Consider the following 23,673-nt stretch of genomic DNA (forward strand, 5'->3'; position numbering starts at 1 on the left):
ATCGATTTCCTCCTTTCTGATGAACTCCTACTTCATCCGTGTTTGAAGCTGTTTCCTCAGCTGCGCGATCTCTTGCATCAACTGCGCGGCCTTGACGGGTTCATCAGCACGCGATAATCGTTCAACCATTTTTTCTTTTTCTTCAATATCTCTCAATATGGGGACGTTCTTTATATGCCGGACATAATCCAACAGCGCTTCTTCCGGTAAATATTCAGGTACATCAAGCATCGCACATTCACTTGCTTTGGAAATAAGCGCCTGATCGGGGAGAGAACTGATGAATCGACCCATGTCTTCGGGATTCCCCTGATCATAATAGACATATAGATAGGCAGCAAGCGCTGCGTATATCTCCGTATTAAAATCTGCGCCGATCTTTTCTTTCACCCATTCCGTAACCGTGCGGCTCCTCATCATGTGGGCGACGAGGCACATTTCCGATTTTTCCGCAACGGAATGAACTTGGGTCCCAGCGAGCAAATGTTTGCTAGGCTCTCGATACCCATTATTCCACCTGAAGCCCTCTTTATCCCTTCTGGTTTCGCCCTTTTTCCGTTTTTTTGCGCGCCTGAGGTCTTCCTTCAGCGCGTCAAGCGAAAGCCCAAACTCTTCGGCCAATCGCCGCAGGTAATGATCCTGTTCAACGACCAGCGGCAATTCCGCAATCGTGCCAATCGCTTCCGCCAAATATTTCATCCGGTCGTCTTCATCATGAAGATTGTGGTTTCTCTTTAGGTTTTCCAGTTTAAATGCGGTTAATGTCAAAGCCGCTGACAGGACTTCTTCCTTAAATGCTGTTCCCCCAAAACGGAGAATGTAATCATCGGGATCCATACCGTGGGGCATTTGTGCAATTTTGACTGTGCACTCCTGCTTCCTCAATAGCTCCATCCCCCGGGCCGCCGCATTTTGACCCGCTTGATCGGAATCGTAGCAAAGGATGACCGTTTCAGTATTGCGTTTCAAAATCCGCGCTTGATCATCAGTGAGCGAAGTACCCAACGTGGCCACGCAACCTGGAAAGCCCGCTTGCCAAGCGGATATCACATCCATGTAACCTTCAAACAAGATCGCTTGTTGTTCCTTGCGAATGTGCGAACGTGCGCGATGGAGGTTAAATAAATGATTCCCTTTTGAATAGATAGGCGTCTCTGGGCTATTCATGTACTTGGGGCGCCCTTCGCCCAACAGCCGCCCGCCAAACGCGATGACCCGGCCTTGTGAATCCATGATCGGAAACATGATGCGGTCGCGAAAGCGGTCAAAGTACCTCTTCATACCTTTGTCTTCACGCAAGGATAAAAGCCCCGCTTTTTCTAACAGCGCTTCGTTGAAACCCCTTCCCTTCAAAAACGACAGGAGAAAATCAAACGACGCGGGCGCATAACCAAGCTGGAACTCTTCCATCGCTTCCTGCGAAACGCCGCGCTTTGCCAAATAATTGCGCGCATCTGCACCATAGCGCGTCTTCATCAGCACATGATGGTAGAGCTTCGCTGCCAAGTCCATGGCCTTGCGCATCTCCATCCGCTCGATTTCAGCGGGGTCCGTCTCGGATGGTCCCGTTTCGGGAACGTGGATGCCCGCCTGGTCAGCCAAATGGCGTATCGCTTCTGCGAAGGTGAGCTGTTCGACATCCATGACAAACTTAATTGCGTCTCCGCCGGCGCCGCAACCAAAACAATAATAAATCTGTTTATCGGGCGCTACAGAAAATGAGGGCGATTTCTCAGAGTGAAATGGACATAATCCGAAATAATTGCGGCCACTTTTCTTAAGAGATACATACTGTTGAACAATGTCTACTATATCAAAATGCCGCCGTACTTGGTCAATCACTTCGTCAGGGATTCGTCCCCCCATACAGAATCACTGCTTTCTGTACATTTCCGATAGATGTAAATAGGAGTGTGATGTGCGGAACGAATGTTATCTATTCGCCAACATTCGTCAAAGTCCTTCTCAGTCATCCTCAAATTCAATTGGTAATATTTACTGATCAATCCTTGGCACTTACTTATCCTATCCTCCTATTCTACATAAATATAGGTTCTCCTTCTGTTAACCTTTTTTTACAATTGACGGATTTTGTAATTTGTTGTCGAGTTATGTCATTTCCTACCCCTTAACTTTTTATCTTACTTCTATCATAGAACCATTTCAACAAAAAATACCCGGAATTTTCCGGGTAAATCTTGGACATCGCAAAATGCCTGGCGTTGCCGATGCCTTGTCCCAATCTATCTGTCCTTAAAGCCGACGATCCCCTACTGGCTGCGTCGTGCAATCTCTGCTTGCGCGGCGGCGAGACGAGCCAAAGGAACGCGGTAAGGAGAACAACTCACATAGTCGAGCCCCACCTCATGGCAAAACTGAATCGACTTTTGTTCGCCACCATGCTCTCCACAAATACCCAACTTCAATTGCGGATTGGTTTTCCGCCCTTGCTCGGCTGCCCAACGGATCAGCTTGCCTACCCCGTCGCGATCCAGCACCATAAATGGATTCTCTGGCAGGATTTTTTCTTCCACATAAGCATGCAGGAATTTCCCTTCCGCGTCATCACGGCTGTAACCGAAAGTCATCTGGGTTAAATCGTTGGTACCGAAGGAGAAAAAGTCGGCTTCAGCGGCAATCTCATCAGCAGTCAACGCCGCCCGCGGCACCTCGATCATCGTTCCCACCCGAAAAGCGATGGATGAACCATTTGGCGCCTCATACCGTGCCAGCACCCCTTCAATGATCTGGCGCAATCGCTTCAGCTCATTCACATGGCCGACCAACGGAACCATGATCTCCACCTGCACCCGAATGCCTTGGGACAGGCATTCAGCTGCTGCCAGACCAATCGCTTCCACCTGCATCTCAGCGATTTCCGGGTAAGTCAAAGCCAAACGGCAACCGCGGTGTCCCAGCATCGGATTGGCTTCACTTAATGCCCGCACTTTTTTGATCCACTGCTCCTGTTGTTTCCGCTGTTGCGGGTCCATGTCACCCATGCTTTCACGCTTGGCCTGCGATACCACTAGCTCTTCCAGGTCTGGCACAAACTCATGCAACGGAGGGTCCAACAATCGGATGGTGACGGGCAATCCTTCCATCGCGCGGAACAACCCGACGAAATCTTCCTTCTGCATCGGTAAAAGCTCTTCTAGGGCCTCCTTGCGCTCCGCAAGCGTCTCAGCCATAATCATCTTTTGCATAACGGGCAAACGGCCTGCATCCATGAACATATGTTCGGTACGGCACAAGCCAATGCCTTCAGCACCAAACGCACGTGCTTTCTTGGCATCTTCCGGTGTATCAGCATTGGTGCGTACCTGCAAGCGTCTCACTTCATCCGCCCATGCGAGCAATTCCTCGCATTCGGCTGACAACATCGGTTCGATCAGCGGCAACTCACCCAGGTAGACCATCCCCGTGCCACCGTCGATGGAGATGCGATCCCCTTCATGCAAGGTTTGTCCAGCCGCGCTTACCTGTTTTCGCTTACCGTCGATGCGCAACTCCTCACATCCGCAGATGCACGCCTTGCCCATGCCCCTAGCGACAACGGCGGCATGGCTGGTCATGCCGCCCCGGCTGGTGAGAATGCCTTTGGCGGCTAGAATGCCGTGGATGTCGTCCGGTGTCGTTTCCGGCCGCACCAGAATCACCGCTTCACCCGCTTTCGCCCAACGCTCGGCATCGTCAGCGCTGAAAACAATGCGGCCCGTCGCCGCTCCAGGCGAAGCCGGCAAACCTTTAACCCAGGGTTTGCGTTCGCCCAGTTCCGCAAATTGGCGATGAAGCAACCGTTCAATCATTTCCGGTTCAATACGCGTCAAGGCCTCTTCCCGGGTGATAACGTTTTCATTTACCAAGTCGACAGCGATTTTGACCGCGGCTTGGGCGGTTCGTTTGCCGTTTCTCGTTTGCAAGATGTACAGCTTGCCTTGTTCAATCGTGAACTCGATGTCCTGCATGTCTTTATAATGCAGTTCCAACCGTTTTGCAAACATCATGAGTTCCTCATACACTTCCGGCATGCTCTCAGCCAGCTCCCCAATCGGCCTCGGCGTACGGATACCCGCCACCACATCTTCGCCTTGGGCGTTCAAGAGAAACTCCCCATACAATTTTTGTTCTCCCGTCGCGGGATTGCGCGTAAAGGCCACCCCAGTTCCGGAATCGTTGCCGCGATTGCCGAACACCATCGCCTGCACATTGACCGCCGTGCCCAAATCATCCGGGATGCGGTGAATCTTGCGATAAACGCGGGCGCGAGCGTTGTTCCAAGAGAGGAATACGGCTTCCACCGCCTGCCGCAATTGTTCCAGCGGATTTTGCGGAAATGGCCGTTTTGACTTTTCCAAGATAAACCCTTGATACTCTTCGATGATCGCTTGCAGATGCTTGGCGGAAAGCTCGGTATCCAAGCGCAAACCCGCCGCCTGCTTGTGCCGCTCCATGATCTGTTCAAAGTGGAAGTGATCAAGCCCCAACACCACGTTGCCGAACATCTGGATCAAACGGCGGTAACAATCATACGCAAAACGGGGATTGCCGGTCTGCTTGGCCAATCCTTCCACCGTATCATCATTCAAGCCCAGATTCAAGATCGTGTCCATCATGCCTGGCATCGAATGCACCGCGCCCGACCGCACAGACAGCAGCAGAGGGGCGTCGGGGTTACCCAGCACCTTCCCTGTCTGTTCTTGCAAAGCGTCCAAGGCTTCCCGCAGTTCACGCGCAACTTGCTCCGGCAACCGTTCGCCTTCAGCAAAAAAACGGCGGCAAGCTTCTGTGGTAATCGTGAATCCGGGTGGCACAGGGAGCCCCACCCGCGTCATCTCCGCAAGATTGGCTCCCTTTCCCCCTAGTAGCTCTTTCCACTCGGCCTTCCCTTCTGCAAATGAATAAATGGTTTTCACAGTCATGCCGGAGTGCCCCCCTTTTTGAGCATATCCAAAATCATGTTCGCTGTTTCTTCTACCGCTTTGTTGGAAACGTCAATCACTGGACATCCGAGACGCCGAATCACGCGATCCGCGTATTCCAGCTCATAAATGATCCGTTCCATGCTCGCATAGTTGGCACCTGTGGCCAAGCCCAGTGACTTTAATCGTTCTTGGCGGATATTATTCAATTGTTGTGGATCAATCGTCAAACCGATGCATCGGTTCACCGGGATTTCAAACAATTCTTCAGGCGGTTCTACTTCAGGCACAAGGGGCACATTGGCCACTTTCAACCGCTTGTGCGCCAAATACATGGATAATGGGGTTTTGGAAGTGCGCGACACACCGATTAGCACCACATCCGCCCCCAGCACGCCGCGCGGGTCTTTGCCGTCATCATATTTGACGGCGAATTCGATCGCTTCCACTTTGCGGAAATAATCTTCATCCAGCTTGTGGATCAAGCCCGGCTCCTGGCGCGGTTGCATTTGGTACAGGCGAGACATGCCGCGGATCATCGGCCCCATGATGTCCACATACGGCACATCTTTCCGTTCAGCCTCCTCAATCAATAGCTGTTGCAATTCAGGCAACACTAATGTAAACGCGATCAGAGCATTTTCCTCTTTGGCGGCTTGCACCGTTTCTTTGATGGTCTCTTTATCGGTGACGTAAGGGATGCGACGGATGTCCAGGGACGCTCCATTGAATTGGATGGATGCCGCCCGCACCACAAACTCCGCCGTCTCACCTACAGAGTCAGACACCACATAAACGACAGGTTGATGTTCAATCATGAATTGGGCTTCCCTCCTTCAACCGGGTTACGGTTGTCCTAGTTCGACAAATGCTTTCACTAAGGTAGTTTTACTGATCCGACCGACCACTTCCATCTCTTGGGGACGATCTTGGAACGGGCGCACGACAGGAAGTGAATCAACCTCATGCCGCATCATTTGCACCGCCGCATAATAGAGCGTGTCATCGGGCGTGCACGTGACGATATTCGGCATGCGCGTCATGATGACGCCAACAGGCATCGAACGCAGTTCTTGTTTACCCATTGCAGCCTGCAACAGGTCTTTGCGGGAAACGACGCCAACCAATTGCCCCTCATTTTTGGTCACAATCAGGGAACCCACATCCTCCAAAAACATCGTGCAAATCGCGTCGTAAATGGATGTTTCCTCCCGAACCACGACAGGCAGAGACTTGTAATCTCGCACAGATAAATTGCGGATATGTTCACCCAGCAGTTGATTCGTCGTTTTTCCGGAATAGAAATAGCCAACGCGAGGCCGGGCGTCCAACAGACCAGCCATGGTTAGGATGGCCAAGTCAGGCCTTAGTGTCGCTCGAGTCAACTTCAGCTTTTCCGCGATTTGTTCACCTGTGATCGGGCCTTCCGCCTTCACGATCTCAAGGATTTTTTCTTGGCGCTTCGTCAGTTCGATACGCTTACACCCCCTGGTGGAGCAAAATATCTCATTTTAATATGACATACTATTTTATGATAATCTAGATATAGTATATACTAAATCATTCTGTTTTTACCACTGCAATTTTTTGGCTCACGGGTTACGCTATAAGCAACTAGATTTCAAAAATCTGATTAAGTATTGGACATGGATTCTAATTAATCATAGGAGATGAATAACATGCTGTTCACCAATCCGATTGCCGCATATTGTCCCATTCACTTTCACGCGTTGCGCCAAACGGCGGACGCCGGCTGCCCGCAGATTGAATTGCAACTCCCTAACGATCCCTATTCGGCCACCGAGCTATCGGAGCTACTGCAACTGTCAAAGCTCACACCGGTCGCCTTCCGAGCCCCTGTTTCCCTGGGATTGGGCACATCCCCTTTTCCATTGGAAGAATGGAAACATTGGCTTGCGCTCATCGCCCAGCTAAACTTGGAAAGACCCCGTTTGGTATGCCACGCCGCTCCGGTGCCACTCGGTGCGATCTTTGAATACATGGATGACCACCCCACCGATTTCCATTCCTTGCAAGAGATGAAAAGCGAGTTGGTAAAGCGCATCGCCGCACAACTCAACCAACTGCACGAACTCGGCAAAGCGGCCAACATTGAGTTGTTCATCGAAAATGCGCCGATGGGCGGAGATGCATATTTCGAACCGGGCCATTCCATGCTTTATCCAGTTCTGCGAACCCCCCGCCATCTCTTGCAATTAACCGAGCAAGCCCCCGTGCAGATCTGTTTTGACACGGCTCATGCCCGGATTACGTCCAATGCGCTCACTTATATGCACCGTTCTCGGAGCCTATTTGCCGGAGCCACAGAGCAAGAGATTTTGCACGCTCCAAACCATTGGCTACGCTTCCACGAACTGTGCAAAGAACGCATCGGACTGGTACGGTTGGGTTATGCCCTCAGTTGGGGGGACACCCCGTCCACCCGTCACATCCCGTTTCCCGAATCTACCTACGATGAATTGATCGACTTCGCTGAACAAGTCGACCCCTCTCTCCCCATTGTGCTGGCAGTCGGCGGAAAAGAGGCGCTACAGCAATCGTTGGCCACACTTCATGAATTAAAACGGACATAATAGGTATGATCTTTACACCGAGGCCATTGGGAAAGATCGTTTTCCCCATGGCCTCGGTCGCTTCATTGATTGGCGCTTACGAATACCTCATACAACCAGGTTTCCACTTGCTGTCGTGAATGGATGCCGTCTGGATTACGCACTGCTTCTGCCTCCTCTTTGGAGACGCCGTATTCCCTGGCATCCGGCGAATTGGCCGCCCCACGGCTGATATAATATAAACGGCTGTTCCCAAAAAACGTGATATCGTACCCATAAAAATCAGGCAGTTGATAGGCTGCCTCATCAAACGGCATCTTGCCGATCCGTTTCCAAGCGCCAGTCAGAATCGGCGCCGCCTCCGTACACAAAGTAAATATTTGTTTTTTCTCTTTCTTCTTGAAGGTGGCCAAGGTCATCGCTCTTTTGCTGAACAGGTCATAATATTCGAGGTACCAAGGCTCATCTGGCTTCCCACCGCGGACAATCATGGCGTATCCGGTCAGCTTACCGTCCAACAGCGGTATAGCCACGATATCACCCGGTTGAATTTGGTCGGATTTGGCCGATTTGGGCGCTTTTTTCACTTTAATTTTGCAATCGGTCACTTGCTTACCAGCCAGTTCGTCACTGGCGCGTTCTCCCGCGATGGCGAGGGAGGCTTGCATGATGCCCTGCCATTCTTCCAATGTCGGTGTGCGTCCGATTTGCTCGACACTGGTGCGGGCGAGATTGATCCAAGTCTCACTTAGGATTTGGCTCAACAGCTGCTCATGCGGATGCGGTTTCTTTGGTGTTGTCTCTTTTTTTCTTGGCATGATCGGGTATCACACTCTCCCAGCGTTTAGCATGTATCTAATGGTTTCAAAAGCGATGCCGATTGTCGCCTTTAATAGATGCAGACGGAAGCGAATAGCGCGCAAAGCCCTTTCCGCTTCCATCACTGCCTCCTATTCCATGGCTGATCAGCATACATAAGGGTTCCACATCTTATTTTAAATCTTTTATTTTATGTTACAACCTGCGCCTTCCCTTCCAATCCCCTGATGATACTCCGTCGCCGTCATCCCGTATACGACGATGTCCTCAAATCGCCCATACAGATGGGCGGCTTCCTTCAGTATCCCTTCCTTCCGAAATCCCAATCGTTCTGGGATCGCCCTGCTTCGATGGTTGGGGGCTGCCACCCGAATCTCGATGCGAATGAGGCCGTAATGCTCAAAGCCGATAGCAAGAAGCGCGCGGACCGCTGCACTTGCCAGCCCTTTACCTTGCTGATCGGCAGCAAGCCAGTAGCCGATCTCTCCCTGGCGGTTGAGCCAGTTTAACTGATGGAAACCAATCATGCCGACAATGTTGCCTTCCAGCACCATCGCCGCTTGGAATCCTTGATTGTCAGCGTACTGGTTCAACCATTTTTTTATGATGGATTCATAGTCGTCGGGTGATTTCATATCATCCACCCAAGGCAACCAAGGACGCAAATGGCAGCGATTTTGATCGACGACCGCGTATAACTCTTCCCGATCTGCTTGCGTGGGCAACTTTAATGAAAGCTGTTCATTCACCGGAAAATAAAACACCGGTCTCTTCCTCCTTCACAGCGAGTGATGGGAATCCGACATTGTAAAGAAAACGCAAGCGAGTGAAAGCTTGCGTTTTGGATACAAATCAGGCAGGGAAGACCACATGTTCAAACGCGGCAAATGCGCTTGTCAACGACGTGATTTCCCGTAACAGGGCCAAGCGGTTTTTTCTCACCGTTTCATCATCAACCATGACCATGACCTGATCGAAATATTGATGGATTTCCGGCACCATGATCATCAGGGCGTGATAGAGAGCGCCGGGATCATCGTTCTCTTTTGCCCGCTCCCACTCCGTTTTGGCGCGGTTAAGGGCTTCATATAGGCTGTGTTCAGCCGGATCAGCGAACAAATCGGCCGTCACAGCTGTATCGTCTGCTTTGGCTGCCAAATTGGCCACGCGGGTGAAGCCTTCCACTTCCAATTTGAACGCATCTCGATCCAACTGATCCATCAGTACTTGCGCTTTACGGATGATAAACGCTGGGTACGACAGTTCTCCTCCTAACACCGCCTCGATCACATCATAGCGAATCTCCATCTCTTGCATGACGGCTTTCAGGCGCAAAGCGAAGAATTGGAGCAAGTCCCGTTCGACCTCAAGGCGTTCCACTTTGAGAAGACCAGCCTGCGCCAACTGATCCACCGCCGCTTTGATCAACGCAGTGAGCGAAAGCGACTGGAAGGAGGGGCTCAGCAGAATCTGCACGATGCCGGCCGCTTTTCTACGAAGGCCATAGGGGTCTTGCGAACCTGTCGGCTGGATGCCGATACCAAAGCTAGCGGCGATGGCATCCATTTTGTCTGCCAAACCGATCAATCCGCCGAGCAGATGTTGCGGCACGTCATCTCCTGCGAAACGGGGCAGGTAGTGTTCATGAATCGCTTCTGCCACTTCCGCGTCTTCTCCATGCGCCAACGCATAATGGCTGCCCATGATGCCTTCCAATTCCGGGAATTCCCCGACCATTTGCGTGGCCAGGTCAAATTTGCAAATCGCGGCAGCGCGGTTCAGTTTGGATCGGTCGACGGGCAAGCCCCCTTGTTCGGCTAAAATCCGAGCCACCTCTCCAATCCGTCCGATCCGGTCACCGACGCTCCCCAACTCTTCTTGGTAGACGATGTTGGCTAGCTTCGCATTGGCCTCTTCAATCGGCAATTTCAAGTCTTCATCGTAGAAGAAACGGGCGTCGGCCAGCCGCGCGCGCAGCACTTTTTCATTCCCTTTGGCCACATTCTCCAACCCGTTGCTGTCACCGTTGCGAACAGCCACGAAGAAAGGAAGCAATTGGCCGGATCGGTCTTCCACTGGGAAATACCGCTGATGTTCGCGCATGGTAGTAATCAGCACTTCGCGGGGCACTGCTAAGTACTCTGCGGAGAATGTGCCGTAAAACGCAGTCGGGTATTCCACCAGATGCGTCACTTCGTCCAACAGCCCCTCATCAACGGGGATTTTCCAGTTGTGCGTCTCCTCCAGCTGCCGCAATTGGCTCAAAATCAAGTTGCGGCGTTCTTCGACGTCGGCGAGCACATATTGGCCGCGCAAGTCCTCTACATAGCGTTCTGGCGTTGTCAGCGCGATTTCCTGTCCTAAGAAGCGATGGCCTCGAGTGAGATTGCCAGCCTTCAACCCCGCCCATTCCACTGGCACCACTTCTTCTCCGAACAAGCAGACCAACCAGCGCACCGGGCGGATGAATCGGGTGCGGTCATTCCACCGCATGGTTTTGGGGAAGTGCAAACTGGAGATCACTTCCGGCAGTCCCTTCAACAGCTGGGCAACCGTCTCTTCACCTGGCTGATGCAACTGGGCGAACACATAGGTCTCACCCTTCACTTCTTTCAAAGTGAGCTGGTCGACGGTCAGCCCGTTTTTGCGCGCAAATCCTTCGGCTGCTTTGCTCCAGCCTCCGTCCGGAGTCTTAGCGATCCGCGCCGCTGGGCCTCTCACTTCCTCTTCCTTGTCGGCTTGCTTCTCAGCCACAGCGTTGATGAGCACCGTCAAGCGCCGCGGTGTCGCATAGGTTTTCACTGCTCCATGCTGAATGCGATTTTCTGTCAACCAAGCGGACAACTTATCCCCTAGTTGCTGTACCGCCCCGTCAATAAACCGCGCCGGCACCTCTTCGCAACCAATTTCCAATAGCAAATCCCGTTCGCTCATTTCGATTCCCCTCCCTTGTCTTTCAATAATGGGAAGCCCAATTTTTCACGTTCTTCAATGTACGCGCGGGCGATGCGGCGTGATAGGTTGCGTACCCGGCCAATGTAACCGGTGCGTTCGGTCACACTGATCGCTCCCCGTGCATCGAGCAGGTTAAAGGTATGGGAACATTTCAGCGCATAATCATATGCCGGGAAAACCAAATTCTCCTCCAACGCTCTCTTCGCCTCACGCTCATACTGGTCAAACAATTGGAACAGCCATTCTTTATCAGAGATTTCAAACGTGTATTTGGAATGCTCGTATTCGGGTTGCTGGAAAACATCGCCATACTTCACGCCATCCACCCATTCAAGCTCATACACATTCTCTTTGTCTTGTATGTAGAGCGCCAGCCGCTCCAGCCCGTAGGTCAACTCCACCGACACCGGCTCTACATCCATGCTCCCCACTTGTTGGAAATAGGTGAACTGGGTTGCTTCCATTCCATCAACCCATACTTCCCAGCCCAATCCCGCAGCGCCAAAAGTGGGATTTTCCCAGTTATCTTCCACAAAGCGGATGTCATGCTGAAGCGGATCAAGCCCCAGCGCCTTCAAGCTGTCTAAATAAATTTCTTGGATATTCTCAGGCACCGGCTTTAAAATGACTTGAAATTGATGGTGTTGATACAACCGGTTCGGATTTTCGCCATAGCGCCCGTCAGCTGGACGGCGCGAAGGCTCCACATACGCCGCTTTCCATGGCTCCGGGCCGAGCGCGCGCAAAAACGTCATCGGATTCAGCGTGCCAGCCCCTTTTTCCGTGTCGTATGGTTGCACGAGGACGCAACCTTGCGACGACCAGAATTCCTGCAACTGTTTGATCATTTGTTGCATATTCATGAAATACACAACCCCCCACGTCTTTTTAAACACTAAAAAACCTCTCGCCCCATGACAAAAGAAGTGTTTGCCATAGGGACGAGAGGTTATTTCCCGCGGTTCCACCCTATTTGGCTGACAACGTATCGCCAGCCCGCTCTCAGTATGGTGCGCTCCGGAACTGCCCTTCACCAAGCACCGTCACCAGGCTTCCACCCTCCCCGGTTCGCTTTGCACGGCCGTCTTGGCTACTCCTTTTCCTTCTTCGCGCACGCTCGCATTGATCTAGCCTACGGCTTGCTTCTATATCACAAGCAAGCGTTTCATGGCAAAAAATATAACAAAATCAAAAGCCGTTGTCAATCATCCGCCAGCCCAAGTTTTGCGTATGCTGTCAAGCAAAGCGTGCGATTTGCACTCCCAAGGCAGATGCTCTTGCATAAACGCGCGGAGCAACGCCTCCAACTGTTCATTTGTTTCTGCTTTGACCGTCACTTCGCCCATCCGCTCAGGGGCAAGGCGGCCCAACAGCGGTAAGATGCGGGCTACTGCTGGCGATACCGAAAGCCCGCGTGGATCAAGGTGGGCACATGCTTCGCACAAAAAGCCACCCTGGGTCACACTAAACCGAACCGGGCGCGAATCTTGACGGCAATGCGCACAATGATCCAACACGGGTGCGCTTCCGGCTAGAGAAAGTATTCTCAACTCGATCACCCTGGTCAAAATTTCGGGGTCAGTCCCTTGTTCCAGCCGGGACAGCAATGTTTTCAGAAGGCGGTAAAAAGCGGGATGCGGTTCTTTCTCCGCCAAGCTTTTATCAATCAATTCAAACCAATATGCTCCGTATGAAGTAAGCAATAAATCAGAACGGATCCCATGATGCGAATCCAACAGATCCGCTTGAGACAAGGAAACGATGCCACCGCCGCCGAAGCTGACGAAATGGGCGACGGTGAAAGGCTCGGTCACGGCGCTGAAACGGCTCTTCGTTTTTTTGGACCCGCGGGCCATCAAGGCCACTTTGCCCAAAAACTCAGTGAACACCGTCACAATCTGATGGCTTTCCCCATAATCCCGAGCCTTCAGGACAATCCCTTCAAATTTGTTCAACAAGCGAATCGCCCTTTCTCCTAACCGTCCTCCTCGTCCTCTTCCGGGCGTTCATTCCCATCCGTTTGCTGGGGCACTGCCAAATCTCTGTACAACAGGTAAGCGTCAACGCTCCCCGTTCGCTGAAAGATATTCCAGGCCAGATTTTGCAACTAGCATCATCCTTTCGGCTGTGCGATACACAAACTTAGGATGAACTAGAAAGGCGAGGAGTATTAGATGGAAAAATTGGTATTACTCTTCTTCGCGGTATCCGAATTGCCGCAACATCATCTCCTCATTGCGCCAATCCTTCTTCACTTTCACCCACAGATCGAGGAAGATACGGGTTCCAAGCAACCGCTCCATCTCTTCGCGGGCCCGCTTCCCCACTTCCTTGAGCAATGAGCCTTTCTTTCCGATCAAAATCCCCTTTTGGGAGGGGCGCTCGGTATAAATGACCGCGCGGACGTCGACGATGTCTTTGTCTTCACGCCGCTTCATCTCCTCAATCACAACCGCCACCGAATGAGGGATTTCCTCGCGGGTCATCTCCAACACTTTTTCACGAATCAATTCCCCGACAATGAACCGCTCTGGGTGATCCGTCACCTGGTCAGCGGGATAATATTGTGGGCCCTCCGGCAAATGGCTTATCAGCAAATCCATCAGCGTGGAGGTATTGTTGCCCTGCAACGCCGAAATCGGCACGACCTCGTTGAACGAAAATTCCTTACGATAACGGTCGATCAGCGGCAACAACTCGTCCGGATGGACTTGGTCAATCTTGTTGACGACCAGAAACACAGGGGTTTTTACATTGCGCAGATTTTCCATGATATAGCGATCCCCTGGCCCATACCCTTCCGCGGCATCAATCAAAAACAGCACCAAATCCACTTCATCGAGGGCATCCCGGGCTGTCTTGACCAAAAACTCCCCTAATTTGGAATGTGGCTTGTGAATCCCCGGCGTGTCTAAAAAGACGACCTGCCCTCTCTCATCGGTATACACCCCACGAATTTTGTTGCGGGTCGTCTGCGGTTTATCTGACATGATGGCGATCTTTTGCCCCACCACATGGTTCATAAGAGTAGATTTACCCACATTTGGGCGACCGATCAATGCCACAAATCCCGAGCGGTAATTATTGTCCATGGCCATCTAAATCTTCCTTTCCAAACGCTCCCGGCAACAACTCACCCACTGTCGTCACCGTGGTTTCTCCCTTCATGTTGGCAAGCCACACTTTCATATCAGGCGGGCACAGCTCCGCCATGACTTGGCGACAAGCTCCACAAGGGGAAACCGGCCCCGGGGTGTCGGCGACAATCGCAATCCCCTCCAACGCCCGGTGCCCCTCCGACACGGCCTTGAACAGCGCTGTCCGCTCCGCGCAGTTACTCAATCCGTAAGACGCATTTTCTATGTTGCAGCCGGCGATGATCTTCCCATCCGCCGTCAGTAAAGCCGCACCGACGGGAAACTGGGAATAGGGCACATACGCCCGCTGCCTTGCCGATTTTGCAGCTTCGATCAACTTTTCCATTTCCATCCTCTTCTCCTTAAACGACAATCACATGCTTAACAGGGTTCCATTATTATAGAAAAAAAAAGGGGGGCATTACAAGAATTGCACCCCGATTCCGGCCACGATGGTTCCCAGGGCCGCGCCGAGCAGGATGGGCTTGCGGTTCACTTGATCCCGCAAACGGACGCCCATGACCATACCCAAAAGCAACAGGGCCAACAACCCGATGTAGAGGTTCCCTGTTACCGCAATGATCAAAGCGGCCACGCAAAAAGAGAGCGACGTGATCATGCTGGGTTCCCAACCAGCCAGATCCACACGGTGCAACCACCCTTTGAGAAACATCGTCAAAAAGAAATTAAACACAATGATAACTGCTAATCCCATATTGGCGGGATAGGACGCCGTTTCCGACGTCTTGAGTGAAAAAAACAATGACTGAAGATAGGGATAAAACACGCTAAAGCCCACGATCACAGCCAGGCCCGCCGTTAGCAAAACAGCGCCGGCCGCCACATCCTTGGCCACTTTAGCCAAGGGGTGGTACTCTTCGGTCACCAGATCAACCAACGCTTCAATCGCCGTATTGATCAATTCGGCGAACAGCACCAAGATGATCGTAACAAACAAAACCAAGACTTCCACTTTGCTCATCGGGAGGTACATGGCGAGTAATAAGACGATTAAAGCCGCGACATAATGAATCCGCATGTTGCGCTGGGTACCGATCGTATATTTTAATCCCTCCAACGCAAAAATGAAGCTTTTAATCAGTTTTGTCACCCACACAAGCTTGCCTCCTATCTATGGAGACCAACCAGGCTTAAAATCTCCTCCTGTTTCGCAAACATTTCTTCCTCTTCTTCTTTGGTCTCATGGTCATAGCCAAGCAGATGTAAAAAGCCATGGACAGCCAAAAAACCTACTTCACGGTCAAGGGTGTGGCCATACGCTTCAGCCTGCTCCTTGGCTTTGGGAAGGGAGATCACGATATCCCCGAGTGCCACTCGCTCTTCTTCCTCATCGATCACCCATTCCTCATCCGGCTCCCACAACGGAAAGGAGAGGACATCCGTCGGTCTGTCCACATCGCGATATTCTTTGTTTAATTGATGAATCCGTTCATTATCCACAATGGTTACCGAGACTTCGACGGGCGGTAGCTCTTCCACCTCTGCCGCTCGATTGAGCGCGGCTTCCACCCAGTTGATCGCATGTTGTTCATCTGGTGTCAATGTTATTTCCACATTTAGCTCGATCTTACACTTCATCCTTGTTTTGCTCCTTTGACGGGTTCTTCCGGATATTCGATTCGTGAATGGAAAATGCCTTGCAGGGTCTCACAAATCGAGTTAGCAATGATTTCTAACTCTTTCAAGGTTAAATCACATTCGTTGAATTGTCCATCTTCCAAGCGATCCCGGATGATCTTGTTAACCATGTTTTGAATGCGCGACGGCGTCGGCCGCGACAACGAACGAACCGCCGCTTCGACACAATCGCAAATCCCCACGATCGCCGCTTCTTTAAACTGTGCTTTCGGCCCTGGATAGCGGTAATCTTCTTGTCGCACCTGATCGCCGTCTCTTTCCTGTTGCAATGCTTTGTAGTAGAAGTATTTGATCAAGGTCGTCCCATGGTGCTGTGCCGCGATATCCTGGATCTGCTTGGGAATTTTATGTTGCTTCAAAATCTCTACACCATCCCGCGCATGGGAGATGATGATCGTTTTGGACAAGTTAGGTGAAATCTTGTCATGGGGATTCAAGCGTTTCAGTTGATTTTCAATGAAAAACTGCGGCCGCTTCGTTTTCCCGATGTCATGGTAATACGAACCCACGCGGGCCAACAACCCATCCGCGCCGATCGCTTCCGCCGCCGCCTCAGACAAATTACCAACCATGATCGAATGATGATAGGTACCCGGTGTTTTGATCAACAACTGCCGTAGCAACGGATGGTTTGGATTGCTGAGCTCGATCAAACGCATAGGGGACAAGATGCCGAATACCGTTTCAAAGTAGGGCAAAAAGCCCATTGTCAACACCGCAGAAAACAACCCAGAGAGCGCGCCGAACGCCAGCGATTGGAGTAACACCGTCCAGGTCCCTTCTGAAGGCAACATGAAATGCAAAGCGGTAATCGGAAACATGCTCGCCACCGCTGCAACCGCCCCGGCCTGCAATATGGCGCCACGCTTGCGCACATCTGTTAAAGCGAACGCCGCGGCGGTACCGCTGATCAAAGAGACCAATCCATATCGGAAATCGAACAGCAAATGGTTCTCCCCATTAAATAACATGCTTGCGGCCACGGCCAACAACATGGCGCAGACAATGGCCAGCTCCATATTCAAAAGCAGGGTGATCAGCATGGTCCCTAAACCGACCGGAGCCAAATAACCGATCATACTCCATTCCAAATTTTGCCCAAAGGCGATAAACTTCATCCCCACTAGGGTTAACAACAACACACTGAACAACAGGAGTAGCCTAGCGTTGTTGCGGAATACGGAGCGGTGAAAACGGCGAATATAGAAGAACAGTGCACTTAACATGGAAATCACCAGCAAGCCTAAGCCCAGGTGGGGCAAGAAATTACTGTCCTTTCGTAGCAACCCCAACTCCTCCAGCTTGCGGTATTGGTCTTCTGTGACCACTTCGCCCAACGCGACGATAATTTGTCCCTTGTTGATCGGGATCGGCCGAACAGCCTCTCTGGCCGCATCGCGCAGTTGTTCCGTCTGCTTCACATCGTAAAATTCGTTGGCCACAATGCTTTTTTTGGCAATCTCCCTAAGGACGATCCGCGCCTTGGAGTCCAATGAATTTTCAATCATCGTAGCCAAAATCTTGTCGTCGACGGATTCGCGCTTCTCCTTCAATTCAGATTGGCGAACGCCTTTTTCCAAAATGTCATGAACGATTTCACGCGCTTTCAAACGTACATCCGTCAACGCTTCAGGAGACAAGGTGGACAGCGTGTGGTAAAAGGACTCTGGAAAATCATCCGAGATCGTTTCATTCAACACCGTCTTCACTTGTTTTTCCTTTTCAGCTTGGGACAGGCCGTCATCGGAAAGGATTTTGCGGATATCCGCGAAAAAACGGTCAATCTTGTCTATCTGTTGATTGGTTAACCGATCATCCTTGGCATAAACCCGGTCCACCTTCTCTGCCGCCTGTTTCTTGGCTTCTTCGGTAGCCGTCAGGTCAATCTTAGTCACTGGAGAGACGATGGTTTCCGGACTCACCATGCCCGTTTGAATCTCTACCCGCTCAGGTAAAATATGTTTTATGAGCAATAAATAGAACGCGATCCCAAAGATCGCGTATAACAACAAATGCATGCGTATGCTCGTTTTCCATCTGTCAGTGAACCATGACAGCGCACCTGTGGATGACGGTTCCTTTTTCTCTTTCATCGTTGAACCGACTCCTTATCTCTTATTCCTGATTTTCATCAAGCTCGTAAGCGTCAATAATCTTCTGCACCAACGTGTGGCGCACAACATCTTCCTGTCCCAGATGGATGAACCGAATTTCGGGCACCCTAGCCAAAATGCGCTCGGCTTCTTTCAGGCCCGACTTCTTTCCTCTGGGCAGATCGACTTGGGTCACATCCCCCGTCACCACCATTTTGGAACCGAAGCCCAGCCGGGTCAAAAACATCTTCATCTGTTCCGGCGTGGTGTTCTGCGCTTCATCCAGAATGACAAACGAATCCTCAAGGGTTCTTCCCCGCATATACGCCAGCGGAGCAACCTCGATCAGACCCCGTTCCATCATCTTGCTCACTTGTTCGGTACCCAACATGGTGTATAAGCTATCATAAAGCGGACGGAGGTACGGATCCACTTTCTCTTGCAAATCACCGGGCAAAAAACCTAAGTTTTCACCTGCTTCCACCGCCGGGCGGGTGAGGACGATTTTCTTCACCATATGTGACTTCAATGCCGACACCGCCATCACGACAGCCAAAAAGGTTTTACCTGTCCCCGCAGGTCCAACACCAAACACGATGTCCGACTTTTTGATCGCGGAAACATAATGGCGCTGTCCGATGGATTTGACACGCACCGCTTTCCCTTTTTGCGTGACGCCGACTTCTTCTTGAAACAGATCCAACAAGTCGTCAACCATGCCTTGCTTGGCCAAGCGGTGGGCATAAATGACATCCCGGTCGGTCAAAGTCATTCCTTTGCGGATCAGCCTCAACAAAACGTTGAACAACGGCTCCAAGACGTCCGTTTCTTCCTTCGGCCCTTGGATCACAATCTCTTCACCGCGTGAATGGATCTTTGCGTTGGTGTTGGCTTCAATCTGCTTCAAATGCGCATCTTGTGGCCCAAACAGGCTAAGCGCTTCCGCGGTATCCCGCACTCTGATTTTCACTGTGGTTTCATGATTTTGCAATGGCTCATTCTCCTTGCAGAATCGGTTGTTTTTTAACGATATCCTCAATCACATCAAAGTGTACTTTCAAATAAACTTTACCATTCTCCACGCGAGTGTGCAAAACTTTTTCCCCAAGAATCCGTCCGTCCCGCCCCAATTTTTGCCGCATTTCGTCGCTGGCCCTCGCGCGTCCAAGCTGAATCGCTTGCTTCGGTTCCCACTTTTCCTCCACCCATTCGACTTCCATGATTTCTTCTTCTTTATATCCTAGCGGCAAGGGCCATTTCCCGACGTACAGGGCGTAAGCGTGCTCCTTTGTCTCGTGTTTGGCGAAACCCACCGGTTCCCCCCATGGATTTGGAATCACCCAGCCAAACAGGTAGGGGCGCTTCCGTTTCACCTTGGCGCCCGTATACACTTTGCGCTTGCGCTCAAGCGGCACGGACACATCTGATTCGTACCACACTTCCCCCCACACTTTACCTTGGGCTCCCACTATTTTTCCCGATTTGGGGTCACCTTGATTACCATAGATGCCGGATACCAAAATTTGCCCCTTTTTGACCACATCATTCACTTCTACTTGGGGATTTCCACGGATGACCTGCATATCGTATATGAGCGCATTTTTGGTTGATACCAAATGAACGGGACCCGCCCCGGCTTCATCTCCCCCCGGCCGACCCACTTCTTTTTTTTCGACCACGGTAATTACTACGCGTGTCCCTTCCACGCGCATGCCAATCCAAGCTGCCTGCGGCAACTGCATGAGCAATTGGTGTTGCACCTGTTCGCGGTCTGGAAGGTTTCCTTTCCACTGGCCGCGATATACACCTTCCCGTTTCAAGAGTGCTTGTACATGTTGCGCTTGAATGCGTTCAGTGCCCTCAATCTGAACATTCCAGACAAATGAGCTCAACGTCACCAGCATCAAGAAAAAAAGAGGAATGCCGATGTAGAAGAATTTCCTGCGCTTCGCCCGCTTCCATAGAAACGGAGCCCCTTCTTTCCGCACCATACGCATCCGAACCCCCGTTTGCCGGCCCAAGGCGTACAGGCGAAAAAAATGCGGCAGGGGGACAGTGAGGCGAATAGTTCCACTGCTTTCCCAGCGTATGTGTTCCAATGGGATTTGTGCTTGCACAGCTTGGTTTATCCAATCGAGTAACCGTTCCCCTTTGCAGACCAATTCCACTTTTCCGTAGATGGATTGCACATGTGCTCGCCCCTTACTCCTCATAACTCAATGAATGTATCTGGCCTTCGATCAAGATCATGCCAGGCGTTATCGTTTTAATGTTCAGACTTTGACCGCGGATTGACAGCCGCCCTTGTGTGAGCTTCAACGTCAATTGCTGGGGCTCAAACCGCTCCACATCGCGAATGTTCTCCACCAGGCATTGGGAGCTACCCAACATTTCTACACGCGGCAGTTCTTGCGTCACATCCGCTGGCAAGTCGAAAAAATCAGATGCCCATTTCCGCATATGTGTTTGCACCCTTTTCTTCTTCTTGCTAACTCTTATGCCTAGTTGGCTTCGTTTATGAAAAGTAAAAGCGGCACAACCAAAGTTGTGCCGCTTGCACCAACGTATTAGATTCTCATATCTTGTTGCGCTTGAGATATCAAGCGCTTGGTGATCTCTCCACCGACTGAGCCGTTTGCACGGGACGTCGTGTCTGACCCTAGATTCACCCCAAACTCAGCCGCAATCTCTTCTTTGAATTGGTTGAGCACCTGAGCCGCACCCGGCACCAATAAGCGGTTACGATTGGATCGGGCCATCCTCCCCACCTCCTTCATGTTGGTACACTTAGTATGAAAAGAAGAAGATGGGACTAACAGGGATAATTGTTTCCAAGCTTACCGAAACAACCCAAATCGCCGATGCGGACGCAGGGCACGCGGCCGATCGAGGATTTCTTTGATGACAAACGCCTGTTTTAACGACTGGGCTCCCAATGAAGGCAACTTCGTCGGCGGGGTTGTTACCTCTCGCCGCGCTCCATCCACTGTCAGCCCGTTACGTTCCTTGTCCCTCATGATTCGCCATCCTGTGCTTGATCTTGACTGATGGAACGTCGCATCTTGGTGTCGGCTTCAATGTTTTGCAACGCATAATAATCCATGAATCCCATTTTGCCCGACCGGAGCGACTCTGACAGCGCCAGTGGCACTTGCGCTTCCGCCTCGATCACTTTGGCTTGCATCTCTTGCACCTTGGCTTTCATCTCTTGTTCAAGAGCAACGGCCATGGCACGGCGTTCCTCGGCTTTGGCCTGCGCAATCCGCTTATCTGCTTCCGCTTGGTCGATCTGCAACTTCGCCCCGATATTTTCCCCGATATCGACATCAGCGATATCAATGGACAAAATCTCAAAAGCAGTGCCTGCATCCAACCCCTTGGACAAGACCATGTTGGAAATCATGTCAGGATTTTCAAGCACTTCTTTGTGACTGTTTGCCGAACCGTTGGTGGTAACAATCCCTTCGCCGACGCGCGCGATGATGGTTTCTTCCCCCGCACCCCCGACCAGGCGGTCAATATTGGCGCGAACTGTAACCCGCGCAATGACTTTCACCTCGATACCGTCTTTACACACCGCCGAAACAACCGGTGTTTCGATCACCTTGGGATTCACGCTCATTTGTACCGCTTCCAACACATCCCGTCCAGCGAGGTCAATTGCCGCAGCCCGTTCGAACACGAGGTCAATGTTGGCCCGTTGCGCCGCAATCAAGGCATCAACCACGCGGTCCACATTCCCCCCTGCCAGATAGTGCGTTTCCAACTGTGACAAATCAACGGTCAACCCCGCCTTGCGCGCTTTAATGAGCGGATTAACAATGCGGGCAGGGACAATTCGGCGCAACCGCATTGCGATCAACGTGGTAAGCCCCACATATACGCCCGATGCCATTGCGCTGATCCACAACATGACCGGCACAAAGGAAAAGAGGATAGACAATCCGATAATGACGAGGATGACGATAAATCCAAACCCAATGATGCTTGTTTCCATATAACCACTCCTTTTAGCTTTCAAACACGGAGATCCAACACTTTATACATACCCGATTTTCATTCATCTGCAACCTCTTTTCGGACGACTACTCGCATGCCATCGACCGCAATCACTTTCACTTTGGCTCCCTTGGGAATGATATCACCTTCACTCACAACATCTTCTTTGCGTTCGCCAAACTGGGCGTATCCGGATGGACGAAGCGGGGTGATAGCAATTCCCTCCTGCCCTAAGAGCCACTTTCGGTCTTCCGCGGACACATAGCCTGCCTCATTTGTCTGCTCGTCTCGCAACACCAACTGATTCCAACCGATCTTCAGACCGAAGAATTTAAACAGGATCCAAATGACAGCCAAGGCCAACAAAAAGCCCCATACAACCACCCACAAGCTGGAGGCAGTCATTACCAAGGAGGCGATGAGGGCAATACTCCCCACAGCCCCGATAATCCCGAGCGTGGGCAACAGCATCTCTAGGATCAACAGCACGATACCCAGCACGAATAGGCTTGGCGGCTCCCAGCCCGTGGGCTCAGCCATCCAGACAGCCCAAAAATAGGCAAAGAACATGATGCCACCGACAAGTCCGGGGAAAATCAAACCGGGGGACAGCAATTCGACGGTCAAACCGATCAAACCAACCGATAAGAGCAACGTCATGACGACGGGATGAGTCAACAACTGAGCGAATTCTGCCATCTATGTTCTTACTCCCTTCGCTTGTTATAAAAAAACAGCGTGTCATGGACACGCTGTTACGAACCCAAAGCCTCCGACACCAAACGGTTGACCAAACGGCCATCCGCGCGCCCTTTCACTTTAGGCATGATGGCACCCATCACTTTACCCATATCCGCTTTGGATGAAGCACCGACTTGCTTCACGGCCTCAGCCACAATTGCGCGAACTTCCTCTTCACTCAATTGTTCAGGTAAGTATGATTCCAGGATAACCATCTCTTCTTTTTCTTTTGCGGCTAACTCGTCACGCCCGGCCTTTTCATATTCCGCGATGGAATCCCGCCGTTGTTTCACTTGTTTCGTGATGACGTCAAGGATTTCGTCATCGGTGAGCGGACGGCGTTTATCGATCTCCACTTTTTTCAACGCCGCTTTGAGCATGCGGATTGTGGAGAGCTTGCCTTTGTCTTTATTTTTGAGAGCCAACTTCATATCTTGATCCAATTGGGTTGAAAGACTCAACTGTTGACACCTCACTACCTGCTACGCTTTCTGTTTTTGCGAGCGTTGGCTTCCGCTTTTTTCTTACGGCGCACGCTGGGCTTTTCATAGCGTTCGCGATCTCTCACATCTCTTAAAACGCCTGCTCTTGCGACATCACGCTTAAAACGACGCAAAGCGGCATCCAGCGATTCATTTTTACGCACTCGGGTTTCAACCATGCTATTCCCTCCCTCCACGGGTCCGTTAGGCCGCTTGGGCGGGCAACCTAACTCAAGGAAAAGACCCACACATTTCCACGCAGTTAGCGGCCTCATCCCCTCAGGAGGATCAGC

At 51.4% G+C, this 23,673-nt stretch carries 25 protein-coding genes; 1 reads left to right on the forward strand and 24 read right to left on the reverse strand.

Features of this window, described 5'->3' with window-relative positions; all coding sequences use genetic code 11:
• Positions 1-27 precede the first annotated feature (27 nt).
• From dnaG to ccpN, 4 genes are all read right to left on the reverse strand, one after another.
• Complete coding sequence (gene dnaG, locus QQZ12_RS05315; RefSeq protein WP_284724063.1) at positions 28-1,866, reverse strand: DNA primase; 1,839 nt, start codon at positions 1,864-1,866, stop codon at positions 28-30.
• 404 nt (positions 1,867-2,270) lie between these two features.
• Positions 2,271-4,922, reverse strand: coding sequence for a pyruvate, phosphate dikinase (gene ppdK, locus QQZ12_RS05320; protein ID WP_284724064.1), 2,652 nt, complete (start codon positions 4,920-4,922; stop codon positions 2,271-2,273).
• Positions 4,919-5,740, reverse strand: a complete 822-nt coding sequence (locus QQZ12_RS05325; RefSeq protein ID WP_022736633.1) for a pyruvate, water dikinase regulatory protein — start codon at positions 5,738-5,740, stop codon at positions 4,919-4,921. Before QQZ12_RS05325 ends, ppdK begins: the two co-directional genes overlap by 4 nt.
• Before the next feature lie 27 nt (positions 5,741-5,767).
• Positions 5,768-6,391, reverse strand: a complete 624-nt coding sequence (ccpN, locus tag QQZ12_RS05330) for a transcriptional regulator CcpN (RefSeq protein WP_029071851.1) — start codon at positions 6,389-6,391, stop codon at positions 5,768-5,770.
• 210 nt (positions 6,392-6,601) lie between these two features.
• On the opposite strand from ccpN, the gene QQZ12_RS05335 reads away from it, so the two are divergent.
• On the forward strand, positions 6,602-7,516 hold the full coding sequence (locus QQZ12_RS05335) for an apurinic/apyrimidinic endonuclease family protein (RefSeq protein ID WP_284724065.1): 915 nt from the start codon (positions 6,602-6,604) through the stop codon (positions 7,514-7,516).
• 62 nt (positions 7,517-7,578) lie between these two features.
• Here the strand turns inward: QQZ12_RS05335 and QQZ12_RS05340 are convergent, their stop codons facing one another.
• The 20 genes from QQZ12_RS05340 to rpsU all read right to left on the reverse strand — a co-directional run bounded on the left by QQZ12_RS05340 (position 7,579) and on the right by rpsU (position 23,559).
• A complete protein-coding gene (locus QQZ12_RS05340) occupies positions 7,579-8,313 on the reverse strand; it encodes an Imm26 family immunity protein (protein ID WP_284724066.1) in 735 nt (244 codons plus the stop codon).
• A 186-nt stretch (positions 8,314-8,499) separates the two neighbouring features.
• Positions 8,500-9,078, reverse strand: coding sequence for a GNAT family N-acetyltransferase (locus tag QQZ12_RS05345; protein ID WP_284724067.1), 579 nt, complete (start codon positions 9,076-9,078; stop codon positions 8,500-8,502).
• Positions 9,079-9,166: 88 nt separating this feature from the next.
• Entirely contained in the window at positions 9,167-11,248 is a 2,082-nt protein-coding gene (glyS, locus tag QQZ12_RS05350; protein WP_284724068.1) for a glycine--tRNA ligase subunit beta, read from the reverse strand.
• Positions 11,245-12,132 (reverse strand): glycine--tRNA ligase subunit alpha, encoded by an 888-nt coding sequence (glyQ, locus tag QQZ12_RS05355; RefSeq protein ID WP_029071852.1) that lies wholly within the window; start codon positions 12,130-12,132, stop codon positions 11,245-11,247. Before glyQ ends, glyS begins: the two co-directional genes overlap by 4 nt.
• Positions 12,133-12,474: 342 nt before the next feature.
• Positions 12,475-13,227, reverse strand: coding sequence for a DNA repair protein RecO (gene recO, locus QQZ12_RS05360; RefSeq protein ID WP_284724069.1), 753 nt, complete (start codon positions 13,225-13,227; stop codon positions 12,475-12,477).
• Between the two features lie 17 nt (positions 13,228-13,244).
• Positions 13,245-13,376 (reverse strand): YqzL family protein, encoded by a 132-nt coding sequence (locus QQZ12_RS05365; protein ID WP_022736641.1) that lies wholly within the window; start codon positions 13,374-13,376, stop codon positions 13,245-13,247.
• Between the two features lie 82 nt (positions 13,377-13,458).
• Entirely contained in the window at positions 13,459-14,361 is a 903-nt protein-coding gene (era, locus tag QQZ12_RS05370) for a GTPase Era (protein ID WP_029071853.1), read from the reverse strand.
• A complete protein-coding gene (locus QQZ12_RS05375; RefSeq protein WP_102992964.1) occupies positions 14,351-14,758 on the reverse strand; it encodes a cytidine deaminase in 408 nt (135 codons plus the stop codon). The genes era and QQZ12_RS05375 overlap by 11 nt, the downstream gene beginning before the upstream one ends.
• A gap of 69 nt (positions 14,759-14,827) precedes the next feature.
• Entirely contained in the window at positions 14,828-15,523 is a 696-nt protein-coding gene (locus QQZ12_RS05380; RefSeq protein WP_102992965.1) for a diacylglycerol kinase, read from the reverse strand.
• An 11-nt stretch (positions 15,524-15,534) separates the two neighbouring features.
• A complete protein-coding gene (gene ybeY, locus QQZ12_RS05385; protein WP_102992966.1) occupies positions 15,535-16,005 on the reverse strand; it encodes an rRNA maturation RNase YbeY in 471 nt (156 codons plus the stop codon).
• Complete coding sequence (locus QQZ12_RS05390; RefSeq protein ID WP_284724070.1) at positions 16,002-18,158, reverse strand: HD family phosphohydrolase; 2,157 nt, start codon at positions 18,156-18,158, stop codon at positions 16,002-16,004. Before QQZ12_RS05390 ends, ybeY begins: the two co-directional genes overlap by 4 nt.
• 22 nt (positions 18,159-18,180) lie before the next feature.
• A complete protein-coding gene (locus tag QQZ12_RS05395; protein ID WP_284724071.1) occupies positions 18,181-19,149 on the reverse strand; it encodes a PhoH family protein in 969 nt (322 codons plus the stop codon).
• Positions 19,150-19,153: 4 nt separating this feature from the next.
• A complete protein-coding gene (gene yqfD, locus QQZ12_RS05400) occupies positions 19,154-20,347 on the reverse strand; it encodes a sporulation protein YqfD (protein WP_284724072.1) in 1,194 nt (397 codons plus the stop codon).
• A 13-nt stretch (positions 20,348-20,360) separates the two neighbouring features.
• The gene (gene yqfC, locus QQZ12_RS05405) at positions 20,361-20,618 is read right to left on the reverse strand and encodes a sporulation protein YqfC (protein WP_035951802.1); all 258 of its coding nucleotides are present in this window, start codon (positions 20,616-20,618) and stop codon (positions 20,361-20,363) included.
• 107 nt (positions 20,619-20,725) lie between these two features.
• Positions 20,726-20,917 (reverse strand): alpha/beta-type small acid-soluble spore protein, encoded by a 192-nt coding sequence (locus tag QQZ12_RS05410; RefSeq protein WP_102992970.1) that lies wholly within the window; start codon positions 20,915-20,917, stop codon positions 20,726-20,728.
• A 78-nt stretch (positions 20,918-20,995) separates the two neighbouring features.
• Positions 20,996-21,175, reverse strand: coding sequence for a hypothetical protein (locus QQZ12_RS05415; protein WP_284724073.1), 180 nt, complete (start codon positions 21,173-21,175; stop codon positions 20,996-20,998).
• The gene (floA, locus tag QQZ12_RS05420) at positions 21,172-22,155 is read right to left on the reverse strand and encodes a flotillin-like protein FloA (protein WP_284724074.1); all 984 of its coding nucleotides are present in this window, start codon (positions 22,153-22,155) and stop codon (positions 21,172-21,174) included. Before floA ends, QQZ12_RS05415 begins: the two co-directional genes overlap by 4 nt.
• 59 nt (positions 22,156-22,214) lie before the next feature.
• Positions 22,215-22,856: an NfeD family protein gene (locus QQZ12_RS05425; RefSeq protein WP_284724075.1), complete on the reverse strand. Its 642-nt coding sequence runs from the start codon at positions 22,854-22,856 to the stop codon at positions 22,215-22,217.
• Positions 22,857-22,912: 56 nt separating this feature from the next.
• Complete coding sequence (locus QQZ12_RS05430; RefSeq protein WP_022736654.1) at positions 22,913-23,359, reverse strand: GatB/YqeY domain-containing protein; 447 nt, start codon at positions 23,357-23,359, stop codon at positions 22,913-22,915.
• Positions 23,360-23,373: 14 nt separating this feature from the next.
• On the reverse strand, positions 23,374-23,559 hold the full coding sequence (gene rpsU, locus QQZ12_RS05435) for a 30S ribosomal protein S21 (protein ID WP_102992974.1): 186 nt from the start codon (positions 23,557-23,559) through the stop codon (positions 23,374-23,376).
• Between the last annotated feature and the right edge of the window lie 114 nt (positions 23,560-23,673).

The sequence above is a fragment of the Laceyella tengchongensis genome (assembly GCF_900182735.1).
GTDB classification, from domain to species: domain Bacteria; phylum Bacillota; class Bacilli; order Thermoactinomycetales; family Thermoactinomycetaceae; genus Laceyella; species Laceyella tengchongensis.